This is a genomic window from Sphingomonas sp. SAFR-052, from assembly GCF_051965015.1.
GTDB lineage: Bacteria > Pseudomonadota > Alphaproteobacteria > Sphingomonadales > Sphingomonadaceae > Sphingomonas.
The window spans coordinates 554013-569241 of record NZ_JBQCMO010000002.1 but is presented as its reverse complement, the minus strand read 5'-3'; the positions used below and the strand labels follow the sequence as shown (position 1 = coordinate 569241).

At 63.4% G+C, this 15229-nt stretch carries 12 protein-coding genes and 2 pseudogenes; 6 read left to right on the top strand and 8 right to left on the bottom strand.

Translation table 11 applies throughout. The features are described from left to right. The first annotated feature begins 8 nt into the window (after window positions 1-8). Window positions 9-969, top strand: a pseudogene (locus ACTHQV_RS05730) (IS481 family transposase). Between the two features lie 178 nt (window positions 970-1147). Here ACTHQV_RS05730 and ACTHQV_RS05725 read toward each other — a convergent pair. Genes ACTHQV_RS05725 through ACTHQV_RS05710 form a run of 4 tightly spaced genes read right to left on the bottom strand, consistent with a single transcriptional unit; the run spans window position 1148 to window position 5259 of the window. Continuing rightward, entirely contained in the window at window positions 1148-2026 is an 879-nt protein-coding gene (locus ACTHQV_RS05725; RefSeq protein WP_440488863.1) for an NAD(P)H-hydrate dehydratase, read from the bottom strand. Then, the gene (locus ACTHQV_RS05720) at window positions 2023-2790 is read right to left on the bottom strand and encodes a histidine phosphatase family protein (protein WP_440488861.1); all 768 of its coding nucleotides are present in this window, start codon (window positions 2788-2790) and stop codon (window positions 2023-2025) included. Before ACTHQV_RS05720 ends, ACTHQV_RS05725 begins: the two co-directional genes overlap by 4 nt. Before the next feature lie 58 nt (window positions 2791-2848). After that, the gene (locus ACTHQV_RS05715; protein ID WP_440488860.1) at window positions 2849-3043 is read right to left on the bottom strand and encodes a hypothetical protein; all 195 of its coding nucleotides are present in this window, start codon (window positions 3041-3043) and stop codon (window positions 2849-2851) included. A gap of 29 nt (window positions 3044-3072) precedes the next feature. After that, window positions 3073-5259 (bottom strand): family 1 glycosylhydrolase, encoded by a 2187-nt coding sequence (locus ACTHQV_RS05710; RefSeq protein WP_440488858.1) that lies wholly within the window; start codon window positions 5257-5259, stop codon window positions 3073-3075. A gap of 272 nt (window positions 5260-5531) precedes the next feature. On the opposite strand from ACTHQV_RS05710, the gene glf reads away from it, so the two are divergent. The 5 genes and pseudogenes from glf to ACTHQV_RS05685 form a co-directional block, all read left to right on the top strand. Further along, a complete protein-coding gene (glf, locus tag ACTHQV_RS05705) occupies window positions 5532-7769 on the top strand; it encodes a UDP-galactopyranose mutase (RefSeq protein ID WP_440488857.1) in 2238 nt (745 codons plus the stop codon). Next, window positions 7766-8137, top strand: a complete 372-nt coding sequence (locus ACTHQV_RS05700) for a hypothetical protein (RefSeq protein WP_440488855.1) — start codon at window positions 7766-7768, stop codon at window positions 8135-8137. Before glf ends, ACTHQV_RS05700 begins: the two co-directional genes overlap by 4 nt. 694 nt (window positions 8138-8831) lie before the next feature. Further along, entirely contained in the window at window positions 8832-9605 is a 774-nt protein-coding gene (locus ACTHQV_RS05695; protein ID WP_440488894.1) for a sensor histidine kinase, read from the top strand. 285 nt (window positions 9606-9890) lie between these two features. After that, window positions 9891-10298: a response regulator gene (locus tag ACTHQV_RS05690; protein ID WP_440488853.1), complete on the top strand. Its 408-nt coding sequence runs from the start codon at window positions 9891-9893 to the stop codon at window positions 10296-10298. 21 nt (window positions 10299-10319) lie between these two features. Next, window positions 10320-10565, top strand: a pseudogene (locus ACTHQV_RS05685) (hypothetical protein); the annotation flags it as partial. On the opposite strand, the gene ACTHQV_RS05680 reads toward ACTHQV_RS05685, so the two are convergent. The 4 genes from ACTHQV_RS05680 to hrcA form a co-directional block, all read right to left on the bottom strand. Beyond that, entirely contained in the window at window positions 10517-10708 is a 192-nt protein-coding gene (locus ACTHQV_RS05680; RefSeq protein WP_440488851.1) for a hypothetical protein, read from the bottom strand. The pseudogene ACTHQV_RS05685 and the gene ACTHQV_RS05680 overlap by 49 nt on opposite strands. Before the next feature lie 39 nt (window positions 10709-10747). After that, window positions 10748-13444 carry a [protein-PII] uridylyltransferase gene (locus ACTHQV_RS05675; RefSeq protein WP_440488849.1) on the bottom strand — a complete coding sequence of 899 codons (2697 nt, stop codon included), beginning with the start codon at window positions 13442-13444 and terminating at the stop codon, window positions 10748-10750. Window positions 13445-13527: 83 nt separating this feature from the next. Continuing rightward, the gene (locus tag ACTHQV_RS05670; protein WP_440488847.1) at window positions 13528-14085 is read right to left on the bottom strand and encodes a nucleotide exchange factor GrpE; all 558 of its coding nucleotides are present in this window, start codon (window positions 14083-14085) and stop codon (window positions 13528-13530) included. 20 nt (window positions 14086-14105) lie between these two features. Then, window positions 14106-15143: a heat-inducible transcriptional repressor HrcA gene (gene hrcA / locus ACTHQV_RS05665; RefSeq protein WP_440488846.1), complete on the bottom strand. Its 1038-nt coding sequence runs from the start codon at window positions 15141-15143 to the stop codon at window positions 14106-14108. Between the last annotated feature and the right edge of the window lie 86 nt (window positions 15144-15229).

The following is a 15229-nucleotide window of genomic DNA, read 5'->3' as shown; positions in this document are numbered from 1 at the left end:
GAAGCCGCATGGGACAAGTTCGTCATGGGTGCGCCACGACCACGCACGCCGTCCGAGCAGCAATACAGCATGTCGCAAGCTTCGCTCGCGACGCTGAGCCGGGAACTCGGGATTAACCCGAAGACGGTCGCGAAGTGGCGAAAGCGGGCGACGGTCGAGGATCTGAAGACCGGGCCGAAGGCCCCTCATTCAACGACCTTGTCCGAGGCGGAGGAGGCAATGATTGTGGCATTCCGGCGTCACACCCTGCTGCCGCTCGACGACTGCCTCTACGCGCTGCAGCCGTCGGTCCCGCACCTGACGCGGTCAGCGCTGCACCGCTGCCTGCAGCGGCATGGTATCTCCCGCCTACCAGACGTCGAGGGCGACAAGCCGAAGCGGCTGCGCTTCAAGCGTTATCCGATTGGTTTCTTCCACATTGATATCGCTGAGGTGCAGACCGCCGAAGGCAAGCTTTACCTGTTCGTCGGCATCGACCGTACCAGCAAGTTCGCCGTCACGCAGCTGGTTGACAAGGCTGATCGCCGGACAGCATGGGAGTTTCTCGAACACCTGCTGACAGCCGTGCCGTATCGCATCCACACGATCCTGACCGATAACGGCATCCAGTTCGCCGAGCAGCCCCGCAACCGCAACACCGCCTGGTCGCGCCAGATGCGCTTCGACATGATCTGCGAGGCCAATGACATCGAGCACCGGCTCACCAAGCCGAACCATCCGTGGACCAATGGGCAGGTCGAACGGATGAACCGCACTATCAAGGAGGCGACCGTCAAGCGCTTCCACTACGAAACCCACGAACAGCTTCGGACGCACCTCGCCGACTTCATGGCCGCATACAACTTCGCCCGTCGGCTGAAGACGCTCAACGGGCTCACACCCTACGAATACATCGCCAAGATCTGGACGTCAGAGCCAGACCGGTTCATCGTAAATCCGATCCACCAAATGCCGGGACTGAACACCTAATCCGGGGGTCAGGTATCGGTGCGAAATGTCTTGCCGATCGTCCATCTGGACCGCACTGGGTCACCATTCGCTTCAGCCGATGCGCAGCGGAGTCTGTACGGCCCGAGGTGCGCCCTGCCTTGTCGATTATCGAATTATCATCTTGAACCACACATGCTTCGGACCGTCCGGCATCCGGTCATTGGGGCAAGAGTTTCGGAAACTCTTGCGGGAGATCCCGCGCCAAAAATCCTAGAGGACCATCGATATTCGCGACACGCCGGCCGCTTTGTCCATGGAGCCATACACCCCAACCGGTAGCTACCAGCGGCGCGGTGCCGCGTGACAACAGGCCGCCGATCGCGCCAGCAAGTACGTCACCGGATCCTGCGGTTGCCAACCCGGTCCCGCCGCCGGCATAGTCCAGCAGGTGTCCGTCAGGAGCGGCAACGACCGTGCTCGTTCCCTTTAGCGCAACGACTGCATTTGTATCAGCCGCCACTTGCCTCGCGATACTTTCGGGCTGGTCGGCGATGTGCTTCTCATCCGTTCCGGTCAGCACCGCTATTTCCGCGTGGTTCGGTGTCAGAACCAGATCGCCCGCAAATTCCTGCATCTGACGCTGGAAGTGTTTCAGGCAGCCGATAGCGATTGCGTCGATGACGATGGCCAGGTCTGTCCGTCGCATCTGTAGCACCTGTTCCAGCAGATTCGACGCCGCATCGGGATCGCTGATGCCCGGACCCAGCACGACGACGTCGCAATGCTCCAACGCCGACTGCAAGGAAGACCCTGTATCGGCGATCTCCCCGTCGCCGTTTTCCGGCAGCGCGATCGATCCGGCTTCGGGGACCAACAGTCCCAGCGTCATCGCCGCCGATGCGACGGTCGCCAATTGCAGCTTGCCCGCACCGACGCGCAACGCGGCCTCGCCGGTCAGACGCAGCGCGCCCGGCACGGTGCGCGATCCACCGATCGCCAGAACCCGGCCGCGACTGTTCTTGGTCGTGCCCATGCCATGCACTGGCAGCGGATGGTTGCCGAGCCACAGGCTGTCGAGCCGTGTCGCATCGCTCATCCGCGCACGCCCCCGGTGCGATCGGGTTCGGCGGTGAACGCCTGCGGGGCGGCGGCGTCGAGATGGGGGACGGCATTATAGCGGCTCAGCACCAGCCCCTCGTTGCCATCGTCCCCGGTTTCCAGACGATACTCGGTGATCGATGCATTGGCGACGTCGCCCGCGCGATCGATCGCCAGTATCTGTTCCTCGGTCATATTCTCGATCACATAGCGCAGGCACAGTACGACCACCTGATGTGCGACGATCATCACCCGCTGGCCCGCATGATGTAGCGCGACCGTGTCGAGCAGCGACCGCAGCCGGAAGATGACGTCGCACCAGCTCTCTCCGCCGGGTGGCCGATGGTAGAATTTGCCAAGCAGCCGGCGAAATTCCGCCTGATCGGGATAGACCGCGGCGACGCCGGTCACGGTCAACCCGTCGAGAATGCCGAACTCCTTCTCACGCAGCCGTTCGTCGACGCAGATCGCGGTATCGGCCGTCGCGGCGCCGCCGGCGTCACGAAACAGCGCGGCGGTGGTGCAGGCCCGGGCGTAGGGTGAGGCGAGGATGATATCGGGGCGATCGACCGCTTCGCAGCGGGCGAACCAGTTGCCCAGCGCCCGCGCCTGTTCCTGACCGCGATCCGAGAGCACGATGTCGACGTCGCGCGTGGCGAGTTCGATCCGTTCGGCCCCCCGCGCATCGGCCGCATCGCGCGCTACGTTACCTGCGCTTTCGCCATGGCGCACGATCCACAGCCGCTCCGGCCAACGCCCCATCGTCAAAGGCCTTTCCCGTTGAATATCGGTCGCATTGTTGCGCGCAGGGGTCGCAGCTTCAAATGATGTAGATCATATGGGATGCGGTGTTTTCGCGCGCCGCGCGTTCGATCCGGTCGCGCAGCCGGAACAGGTTGCGTTCGAGGGTCAGCGCCGCCGGTTCGTCCTGCGCGACCGATAGCAGGTCGGCGATGACCGCAACGCTGCGTTCGATGCCGTCGACGGCGGCGTCGAAGACGAGATAGCGGCTCATCCAGGTGGGGGTCTGCCAATTGACCCGGCTCAACATGCGCGTTGCAAGTCGGCACGGGCGGCAGCGGGCTCTTCGGCGAGCCCGGTGAGAAACCCGGTGATCGCTACGTCCAGCGGCAACAGGCCTGAAACGCGCGTGCTCGCCAGCGCGACTTGGGCCGGCCGTTCGGCCTTTAGGTCGAGCGCGCTTCCCGGCACCGCGTCGATCATCGACGGATCATGCCCGGCAGCCGCGGCCAGACGGCGGGCGAAGGTTGCCCAGCTTACCGCATCGCTGCCCGCCAGATGGACGATCCCTTCCATGCCGTCGATCAGCAGGTCGAGCGCGGTATCGACCAGCGCCGGGACATAGGTCGGGCTGACCACCTGATCGGCTGCCGCCCGAAACGGCCTGCCCGCCGCCAGCGCATCGGTCACCGCGACTGCGAAGTTATAGTGGTCGTCGGGCGAAAAGAACGCGGCGGTCCGCGCGATCAGCACGCCGGGCAAGCCCGCACAGCCACCCTCCATCGCCGCCTTGCTCCGGCCATAGGCGTTGCCGGGACCAGGCGGATCGCTCTCGACATAGGCTCGCTGCGCCAGCCCGTCGAACACCAGGTCGCTGGAGAAATGCAGGCTGGGCATCCCACGCTCGGCACAGGCCTGCGCCAGTGCGATCGCGCCCGTGGCGTTGACGGCGAAACAGGCGGCTTCGTTATCCTCGGCATCGTCGACCCGGACCCAACCGGTGGCGTTGATGACGGCCCATGGCCGCACGTGATCGAGCGTTGCGGCGATCTTCGCCGGGCGTTCGAGGTCGATCGTATCGCGTCCGGTGCTGACCCACGATATGCCCCGCCGATCACACGCCCGCGCAAAGGCCTGGCCCAGCGTCCCGCTGGCGCCGCATATCAACAGCGGCGGGGCTGATGGTCGACGCTGCGGGGCCGGGCGCGGGGCGGGGTGCGACAGCGGCGGGTACAACAGCCGGTCAGACCGAAGCCACCAACCCGGTGCCTTTGCCACCGCGTGACGGTCGCGCCCGGCGGGGAGGTCCCGCCACACCCGGGCCAGTGCCGTGCGCCGAGGCGTTCCGCTCGAAACGTCGAAGATACCGGGTTCATAGTTGCCCGGTGCGGTCAGCAACGTGTTCCAATCATGGCTGCCGAGCAGCGACCACGCGGTCACCGCGCGGATATCGACACCTTCCTGCCGCAGGGTGACGCAATCGTCCCACGCGTCGGCGGCCCAACGCAACTGTTCCTCTCGCGTGCAGCCATTGTGCACCTCGGTCACCGCCAGCGGCGTGCCGTAGCGTTGCCATGCCTCCCGCAACGCGCCCGTCAGCCCGGCAGGCGCTGGATCGAGGACCCGGATCGCCGCCACATCGGCGAAGGCGATGCGGCCGTTGCCGCCATGGGTGTCGGGCGGATAGCGTTCGGTGCGGTGGTCGAGAAACCGGTCGCTGGTCAGATAATGATTTACACCGACGATGTCTGGCGGGCAGGGATCGTCGGCGATCCGGGCGATCCGCTCCTCCAGCCCGAACTTCCCGATACGCTGCCACAACGGATGGTGCCGCGTCACGCGCCCGAACAGCAAATCCCATCCCGCCCAACGCCGAAGATTGTCGAACGCGGCCTGTTCGGCCAACGGCACGGTGGCATAGGTCCGCCCGAGATCGTCGGTCTGTATCAGCCGCGCCGCAGGATTGATCCGACGGACAGCGCGCATGGCCAGGCGCGTACCGTCGATCTGGTTGAGCAGCGCCCGCCAGAATGCCCCTTCGTCGCGGGCATGCGGATACCAATGGCCGTACAGCGCGGAAAAGCGTGCGGTCGTCAGCGGTTCGTTGACCGGGGTCCAGTCGTCGATCCAGGGATAGCGTTCGGCGACTTGTCCAGCATAGTCGCCCAGACCGGCCGCGAACCCGTCATCGAGCAGGTCTACATGCGGCGGGCCGCTGCCATGATGGACGAGCCCCGCGATCGGCCGGATACCAAGGGACCGCAACCGGTCGAGACGCGCATCGGTCCATGACCAGTCGAGTGCCCCCGATCCGGTCACCACCCGTTCCCATAGGACGGGATAACGGATCGCACTGAAACCGAGTTCGGCGAACAGGTCGAGGTCGTCGATCCGATCGTGGTGGCCACTCAATCGCGTCTGGTCGCGATAGCCGGCGTGGGTCCGGTTGACGGTGCATTCCACACCGCACCAGCTTTGCAACGTGTCCATCCGATCCTCCCGTGCCGGGGTAACGGGCGCTCCAAAGCATCGTTCCGGAAATGTTACTAATACATGTTTGTTTTCAGATATTTAGTAGGAACGACGTAGCCGCCTGCTTTGTTTCCGGTTTGTGAACAAGGTTCAGAGGAGCGTCTGTGGCAGTGCAATCGTCGAACGTCGTCCATTCCGCCAATATTCAGGCGGAGGGGCATCGCCGAGCCACTATCCTCTGCTTCAGTCACCTGCGATGGGCCTTCGTATTTCAGCGGCCACAGCATTTGATGACCCGTTTCGTCAAAACGCACGATGTCCTGTATTGGGAGGAGCCGGAATATCGATCGGGGCCGGTCGAACTGCACCGCCGGGTGTGTGGCGACAGCGGCGTCGTCATCCTGACGCCACAGCTCGATCCGGCGTTGCGCGGGCAGGAGGACGCAATACTGCGCGCGCTGCTCGACGCCGAACTGGCAACCGTCGGGGGGCCGGTGATCCGCTGGTATTATACGCCGATGATGCTGCCCTTTTCGGACCATGTGTCGGCGGCGTGCATCGTCTATGACTGCATGGACGAATTATCAGCATTCAAGGGTGCGCCCCCCGAATTGCTAGTGCGCGAGCAGGCGTTGCTCGACTGTGCCGATCTGGTCTTCACGGGCGGTACCAGCCTGTATGAGGCGAAGCGCGACCGGCATCCTAGCGTCCATGCCTTTCCCTCCAGCATCGATGCCGCGCATTTCGGGCGTGCCCGGATGGCGACGCACGAACCGGAGGATCAGGCTGTCATGCCGGCACCGCGACTGGGCTTTGCCGGGGTGATCGACGAACGCATGGACCTGTCGCTGGTCGCCGCGCTGGCCGATGCCCATCCCGACTGGTCGTTGGTGATGATTGGCCCGGTCGTGAAGATCGACGAGGCCGAACTGCCGCGCCGGGCGAACATCCATTACCTAGGCGGACGATCTTATGCGGCGCTGCCCGACTATATGGCAGGATGGGATGTCGCGCTGATGCCGTTCGCGCTGAACGAGGCGACGCGGTTCATCAGTCCGACCAAGACACCCGAATATTTGGCGGCGGCCCTTCCGGTCGTGTCCACGCCGATCGTCGATGTGGTACGCCATTACGGTCATCTCGACGGCGTGCTGATAGCGGAGACGCCCGACGCGTTCGTCGCCGCCTGTGAAGCGGCAATGGTGCTTCGTACGGACGGCACGGGTTGGCGGGACGCGGCCGACGAACAATTGTCGAGCGGATCCTGGGACCGCACCACCGCGGCAATGCAGGCGCTCATCGACACGCGGATCACGACGCGCACCCGGCACGAACCGGTGGTATCGCCGACCATTTGGCCGCCGATGAACGATCGTTATGATGTGATGGTGGTGGGTGCCGGCTTTGCCGGAGCGGTCATGGCCGAGCGCCTTGCCGTCGATGGCGGCAAGCGGGTACTGGTCGTCGATCGACGCCCGCATATCGCCGGCAACGCTTTCGACCGGCATGACGCTGCGGGCATCCTGATCCACCAATATGGCCCGCATATCTTCCACACCAACTCGCGCGACATCTTCGACTATCTGTCGCGCTTCACCCAGTGGCGCCCGTATCAACACCGCGTGCTGGCCGATGTCGACGGCCAACTCGTGCCCATGCCGATCAACCGGACGACGCTCAACGCGCTCTACGGTTTGAACCTCTCGAGCGATGTGGAGGTCGAGGCGTTCCTGGCGACGCGCGCCGAGCCGGTCGATCCAATTCGGACCTCGGCCGATGTCGTCGTGTCGAAGGTCGGGCGGGAACTCTACGAAACCTTCTTCCGTGGCTATACGCGCAAACAATGGGGCATGGACCCATCGGAACTCGACAAGTCGGTGACGGCGCGCGTGCCGACCCGCACCGACACGGACGATCGCTATTTCGGCGACAACTATCAGGCGATGCCTGCCGATGGCTATACGCGGATGTTCGAAGCGATGCTCGATCATCCGAACATCGATGTGCTGCTGGGCGTCGATTATGCGGATGTCCGGAACGCCTATGCGCACGATCATTTGGTGTTCACTGGCCCGATCGATGAATATTACGGCTATCGCTATGGGCGGCTCCCCTATCGTTCGCTGCGGTTTGAACACCGTACGCTCGATACCGTGCAGCATCAGCCGGTGGCGGTGGTTAACTATCCGAACGAGGACGTGCCCTACACGCGGGTCACCGAATACAAGCATCTGACGGGGCAGGTTGCGCCGCAAACCAGCGTTACTTACGAATATCCCAGCGCGACGGGCGATCCCTACTACCCAATCCCTCGCGACGAGAACCAGCTGCTCTTCAAACGCTATGAAGCATTGGCGCTCGACGAGCCGAACGTCACCTTTGTCGGGCGACTGGCGACCTATCGCTACTATAATATGGATCAGGTCGTCGGACAGGCGCTGGCGACCTATCGCCGGCTCAAACCGATGCTGGAAGCAGAACAAGCGACGCTGGACCCGGCGCTTGGACGGGGGCGCAACGCGGCGTGAGCGACCGGCAGATGACGGGATCGCTCGGTCACGTCGTCCTCATCGGCGACGACGCATCGTTCGTCGGCGGTTACGTCGCGGCAGTCCTGCGGGAGCGTGCCCTGTCGGTGGTCGGCCCGATCGGTGACCTGGCGCACGCTATCGAACGGGTGCGGGCGCCGGAGACGCGCGTCGTCATCTTCATCGGATACGTCGCGGCGAACGGAGCGCCCGACCTTGTTTCGGCATTGGCCGATCGAGGATTGCCGTGCCTGACATTGACGGCGGCGGACACGCCGATCGCAACCGAACAATATGGGCCGGTCCTGCCTCAACCCTTCGCCGCGTTCCAGGTCGCCCGGTGGGTGCTTGAACAGTTGCTGCGCTAACGTCCGTTAGCACCATTCCCAGCGGAAGATGCAACCACCGGACTAGGCGGAGCGGATAACCCCAGCAAGCGAGGTGATCCGCAAGCGACAGGTGCGGCATCGTGCCGATACGATCCACCGGGATGGTCGGGACTGACAATGAGAAGGCGCGGATCGTATCGGGAGCGACGATGCCGGGCGCGAGCATGCTGGACATAGCGCAGCACACCGCGTGCGCACTTCGGTCCGTGTCGGACGCGGCGTGCACTGTACATCCGATAGTTGGAGATCAAGCAGGCCGCTGCATTCGCTGCCGGTTCATAACAGCCTATCGGTGGAATGGGCTCCGACTGCATCATATCACAAGTTATTGCGTGCTTCCGGGTTGTTTTGCCGTCCACGGAATACGCGCGATACAGCAAGGTCTTCTCCCTTTGAGGAAGCTGACAGGCCGTAAACTATGGTTAACCGTTGGATAGGTAGTAATGGCCGCAAGCTCAGCACCCACAGAAAACATGCTTGTCCGGCTACTTCCACGGCGAAAGTTCGGCGTGATATTGCGATACGGAGCGACGTGCGCGATAATTGGCATAACTTCCGCGCTGCGATATTCGCTTGATGGTCCGCTTCATAATTTTCCTATACTGCTCTTTATTCCTTCAGTTTTTTATGTGCTTTATTATTCGATCGAGGTTCGGGGTTTTTTGCCACATTACTGAGCGCGGCAGTCGCGGCGTATTTCTTTATTGATCCGATTTTCTCTTTCGCGATCGGTCTGAAAGATACGTTCGCGTTGACCATCTTTGTGGCCATCGGCTTCACCATGTCTTGGATCACAGAAGCGTTACGCGAAGCCGTTCGGCGTTTGGATGAAAGTGAAGCAGCTAAGGCGCTCCTTTTGGAGGAGCTTGCCCACCGGACGAAGAATGATCTGGCGATTATCAGCTCAGCGATCACCCTTCAGAGGAATAACAGCAAAGATCCCGCTGTCCGCGACGCGCTAAGCGCTGCGAACGCTCGGGTGCTCGTGGTAGCGCAAGCGCAGGAGCGGCTGAGAGGTGACGGTAAGGGCGGGCTCGTGGGCCTATCGGATTATGTCACAGCTCTTGGTCACGGGCTAGGTGACCTTCTGCGAGACGTTCGGCCGATAGCGGTCAGGGTTACCTGCACTGATATCTTCGCGCCAAGTTCGGTGGCGGTCCATGTCGGGCTGATAGTGAATGAGTTGGTGACGAACAGCTTGAAATACGCTTACCCGACAGAGCGCGGGGGAGTTATCAAGGTCGATATCACAACCAACGGCACGAACATGATCGTAACCGTCATAGATGACGGAGTTGGCTGTTCGCCCGAAACCGTGCCGGGGCTTGGCTCAAAATTGGTCCGTTTGCTCGCTAAACAGCTCGGTGGCACCGTTGAGCGCGAAGATGCCAACCCAGGATGCTGTGTTCGGGTGACGTTGGACGAACGTATCCTGCTTTTGCCGTGAGGCGGCACGTCAATCTACATTAAACTATTGCCCGTATTTGGACTTAAATACCTATCAGGCACACTACTCAACGAGTCATAGAGAGCTCGACTACGATGTAACATACAGCGCGAAAACTTCGCTTACGTATGTAAAGGAGGAATAGAAAACAGCATTCCGCATACCCCTTCGATAAGTCGAGGGCCGACAAGCTTTTAAATTTAGGTTAGTGCGAATTGTCTTTGAATGAGATTGTATCCGATTTGCGTGGTAGAAACTTGTCGAAAAGTAGTGTGTTCTAGTATCATGAATACGTCCACTGTACCGTACGCGCTCGTCGTTGATGACGACCCGATAATTTTAATGGATACTACGGCTATCCTCGAAGACGCTGGTTTCCGCGTCCACGAAGCCATGAATGGTGATGAAGCCAAATCTGTATTAGAAAAGCATGGACCAAATATCGTTTTGCTGTTCTCAGATGTCGATATGCCCGGGTCCACTAACGGCTTCGACCTAGCGCGTCATGCTGACGGAAATTGGCCCCATATCGAGATTGTCATCGCCTCGGGTCACGTACTCCCTAAGAAGGGCGATATGCCGGAGAGGGCAACTTTCGTTTCAAAGCCGTTCAGTAAGCACGCCGTGCATCAACACTTGGCTAAGATACTGCCCGATGACAAGAAGCCAGAACCACTCGCAAAATCGGTTTAGGCCCAGCGACTACACTAGTGCGGCAGTACTGCCTGCATTCCGGGGGCGCAAATCGTTCAACGAGCCGTCAGCTACGACAAGCGTCGCTATCGTCGCCGCAGCCACAGCCACAGCCGCATAGAGATTATGTTCGGCCGCCTCAAAGACCGGCAGCGCATCGCGAACCGCTACAATCGCTGTCCGAGACTCAATCGGCAATGGTTGTCGGTGCGATCGGCTCAGTCGCCACCGCCACCGTCGCAACCGCCGCCATCGCTGCCGCAGTGACTCGACGTATGGCCGCCGTCGAACCAGCCAAAGCCGGTGTCGCCGCTATCGGCGTGGCGGGATTTGCGGGGGTTCGATGCGATCGCGACGGCGACGATCAGCACGAAAGCGATGGCCAGAACGACCAGCAGGATCGGATCCATATGCCGATCCTGCCGCAATCCCTATCGATCCGCAAGGGATTAGACGAAGACGCCGAAATCCTTGCCCGCCGCCGCATCGAGCATCCGTCGCTCGAGGGATTTCAGCCGCAACTGTCCGGTGATGCGGTCGCCGGTCAGGTCGGTAACATAGAAGGTATCGACCGCCCGCTCACCATAGGTGGCGACATGCGCCGAATGCAGCGTCACCTTCGACTGGAACAGCGCCTGTGCCAAATGATGCAGTAGCGCCGGCCGGTCGCGGGCGTTGACCTCGATCACGGTGAAGCGGTTCGACGCGGCATTGTCGATCAGCACATTGGGCTCGATCGGAAAGGCTTCGGCGCGAACCCGCGACAGCGGCTTGGCGGCCAGCCGGTCGTTCAGCTTCATGCGGTTGGCGAGCGCGTCGGCGATCGCGGTCTTCAGCCGCTGCAACTGCCCGGCTTCGTCGAACGGACCGCCCAGCGGGTTCTGCACGAGGAAATTGTCTAGCGCCATGCCGGTGCGCGTCGTGTGGATGCGCGCGTCGATGATGTTGCCGCCTGCCGCATGGATCGCGCCGGCGATGCGATAGAACAGCCCAGGATGGTCGGCGGCATGCACCGTCACCAGCGTCGCGCCGCGATCCTCGTCGACGCTGGTCTCGATCGTCAGCCGCGCATCACCCGACTGGTCGACCATCCGCGCATTGGCGGCGATGACGTCATCCGGCTCGGCGATCCAGTAAGCGGGCGGCAGGTGCCGGACATAGGCGGCCAGCGTATCCTTGTCCCAGCCCAGCGTCTGCCGCAGCCGTTCCTGCTTCTCGGCGATGCGTTCGTCGCGACCGCGCTGTTTGTGACCGAGGCGCAGCACTTCCTCGGCGGTTTCGAAGAGCGTGGTCAGCAACTGCCGCTTCCACCCGTTCCACGTGCCGGGACCGACCGCGCGGATATCGACGACGGTCAGCACCAGCAGCATGCGCAGCCGCTGCGGCGATTGCACGATGCTGGTGAAGTCGAGGATCGTCTTGAAGTCGCTGAGGTCCCGCTTGAATGCCGTTGCCGACATCAGCAGGTGATAGCGGACCAGCCAGGCCACCGTCTCGGTCTCGGCCGGGGTCAGGCCGAGGCGGGGGCAGAGGCGTTCGGCGACTTCGGCACCCAGGATCGAATGGTCGCCGCCGCGCCCCTTGGCAATATCGTGGCACAGCACCGCGACATAGAGCGCGCGACGCTGGACGATGCCGCCGAACAGCGCGGTGGCGAGTGGATGTTCCTCGCGACAAATGCCGCGCTCGACCTGCGAGAGCAGCCCGATCATGCGGATCGTGTGTTCGTCGACCGTGTAATGGTGATACATGTCGAACTGCATCTGCGCGACGATGCGGCCGAAATCGGGAATGAAGCGGCCGAACACGCCGCATTCGTTCATCCAGCGCAGCACCAGCTCGGGATCGCGCGGAGAGGTCAATACGTCGAGGAACAGCTGGTTGGCGCGCGGGTGCGATCGGACATGCGCCGCCAGCCGCGCGTCGCGCGACGCGGCGCGCATCGCCAATGGGTGGATTTCCAGCCCGTGCAGGTCGGCGAGCGCGAAGATCTCGATCAGCCGTACCGGGTCCTGGGCGAAAAAATCGTCCTTCGGCAGCGCCAGCCGTCCGCGATCGAGCACGAATCCGTTCAAGCGCCCCGGCCGCCGCCGCAACCGCGGAAAGCCGAAGCGGCTACCACGCGCGGCATAGGTTTCGTCGAGATGGCTGAGGAACATGCCGGTCAGGTCGCCGACCCGCTTCGCCTGCAGGAAATAATATTGCATGAAGCGTTCGACGCGCGACTTGCCGACCCGGTCGCTATAGCGCATCCGCGTTGCGATCTCGGTCTGCACGTCAAAGGTCAGCCGCTCCTCGGCCCGGCCGGTAATGAGGTGGAGGTGACAGCGCACCGCCCACAGGAAATCCTCGGCGCGGTTGAACTTGCGCAATTCAGGCGCGCTGAGCAGCCCGACCCGGACCAGATCGGCGGCACGGCGGACATTATAGGCGTATTTGCCGATCCAGAAGAGGGCGTGCAGGTCGCGCAGGCCCCCCTTCCCTTCCTTCACATTCGGCTCGACGACATAGCGGGTGTCGCCGAGCTTCTTGTGCCGCGCGTCGCGTTCGGCGAGCTTTTCGGCGATGAAGGTGCGCGCGGTCCCTTCCTGCACCTCCTGTTTGAAGCGCTGCGCCGCCTCGCCATAGAGCGCGGTGTCGCCCCAGACATAGCGCGCCTCGACCAGCGCGGTGCGGATGGTGACGTCGCCCTTGGCCTGCCGGACCATTTCATCGAGCGAGCGCGACGAATGGCCGACCTTCAGCCCCAGGTCCCACAGCGCATAGAGGATCGATTCGATGACCTGTTCGGACCAGGCAGTCTGCTTCCACGGGGTCAGCACGCCGATATCGACGTCCGAATGCGGTGCCATCTCGCCCCGACCATAGCCGCCGACCGCGATCAGCGTCATCCGCTCGGCAGCGGTCGGATTAGGGTTCGGATGGACGTAGCGGACGATGAAGCCCGCCAGCGCGACAAGGATCGCATCGGTCAGATAGGCATAGGCCGCCGCCGTCTCCAACCCATGGCTGGGACGGGCGCGCAGCCGCTGTTCGATCTCCGACCGGCCACGCGCCATCGCATCGCGCAGCACCGCGGTCGCCGCGCGACGCAGCGCCGTGCCGTCCTGATCGCCGGTGGTAAGTGCCGCGAGCGAAGCCGCCAACGCCGCCGGTTCGACGATCGCCTCCGGGTGGACGATCCGTTCGAACCGGGGCGGGGTGGCTAGGTCGGGCCGAACCGTCTCGTTCAGGCGACGCCCTCCGGCGCCTTGGCCACGCCGACCAGCGCCGGACGCAGCAGCCGGTCGCGAATCATGTAGCCGGTCTGGATTTCCTGCACGACGGTGCCGGGCGCCGCGTCGTTCGACGGCACTTCGAACATCGCCTGATGCTTGTTCGGGTCGAGCGTTTCGCCGACCGACACCATCTTGGTGATGCCATGGCGGCCGAACACGCTCTCCAACTCGCGCCCGGTCGCTTCGAGGCCGGTGATCAGACCCTTCAGCCGGTCGTCGCCGCGCAGATCCTCGGGAATCGCCGACAGCGCGCGCGACAGATTGTCGGCCACCGACAGGATGTCGCGCGAAAACGCGGTCGCGGCATAGGCGCGGGCGTCGGCCACCTCCTTTTCGGCGCGGCGGCGCACATTCTGAAGGTCGGCGCGGGCGTACAGGGTCTCGGCCTGCGAATCGGCCAGCTTGGCTTCGAGGTCGGCGAGGCGATCCGCTTCGGCGACTTCGGGTGCGGCCTCGGCGGTGGCTTCGCGCAGGTCGTTCGTATCGTCGTTGGCGGGAGTGTCGTTCATTCCGGTCTCTTCTTGTCCTGTCAGCCGAGCAGCCGCGTCAGCGTCGCGGCAGTGAAATCCACCATGGGCACGACGCGCGCATAGTTCAACCGGACAGGCCCGATCACGCCGACCACGCCGACGACGCGCCCGTCCAGCGCGCGGACCGGCTTGGCGATGACCGACGATCCGGTCAATGCGAACAATTTGTTTTCCGACCCGATAAAGATGCGCGAGGCGTCACCATCCTGCGTCGATGCGAGCAGCCGGGCGATCTCCTCCTTTCCCTCCAGTTCGTCGAGCAATTGCCGCACGCGGTCGAGATCGTGGGCGGCGGCGGGGTCGATCAGCCGCGCCTGTCCGCGCACGATCAGCACCGGCCGCTGCCCGCCATCCTCGCTCCACATCGCCAGCCCCGCCTCGACCAGCGCGCGGGCGGTCGCGTCCAGTTCGGCGCGTTCCTGCCCGATTTCGCGCAGGATCCGAGCGCGGGCTTCGGACAGGGTCAGGCCGGACAGTCGCGCGGTCAGGTAATTGCCGGCCTCGACCAATGCCGCGGGACTGGCGCCGGGTGTCTCCAACACGCGGTTCTCGACCGATCCGTCGGTCCCGACCAGCACCGCCAGCGCGCGCGTGCCCGACAGCGGCACGAACGACACCTGCCGCAGCACCGGCTCGCGCTTGGGCACCAGTACCACGCCGGCACTGGCCGACAGGCCCGACAGTGCGGCGGCGGTCCCGGCCAGCGCTTCCTCGACCGGGCCGGCGGTGTCCGCCTGCGCCTCGATCGTCGCGCGCTCCTGCGCCGACGGCTCCATCGCGTGCATCATGCCGTCGACGAACAGCCTGAGGCCGGTCTCGGTCGGCATCCGCCCGGCGCTGACATGCGGCGCGGCGAGCAGCCCGGCCTCCTCCAGATCCTGCATCACGCCGCGGATCGAGGCGGGCGACAGGTTCAGCCCCGACAGCTGCGCGATGGTCCGCGAGCCGACCGGGGCGCCGGTGGCGAGATAGCTGTCCACCACGATCCGAAACACGTCGCGGGCGCGGTCGGTCAGTTCGTGGATCGGCGGTGTCATGAGGCGGAATGTAGGGCGGCGGATCGGTTTGCGGAACCCAAATCCTCCCCGCCCGCGGGGAGGGGGACCGCCGCGAAGCGGTGGTG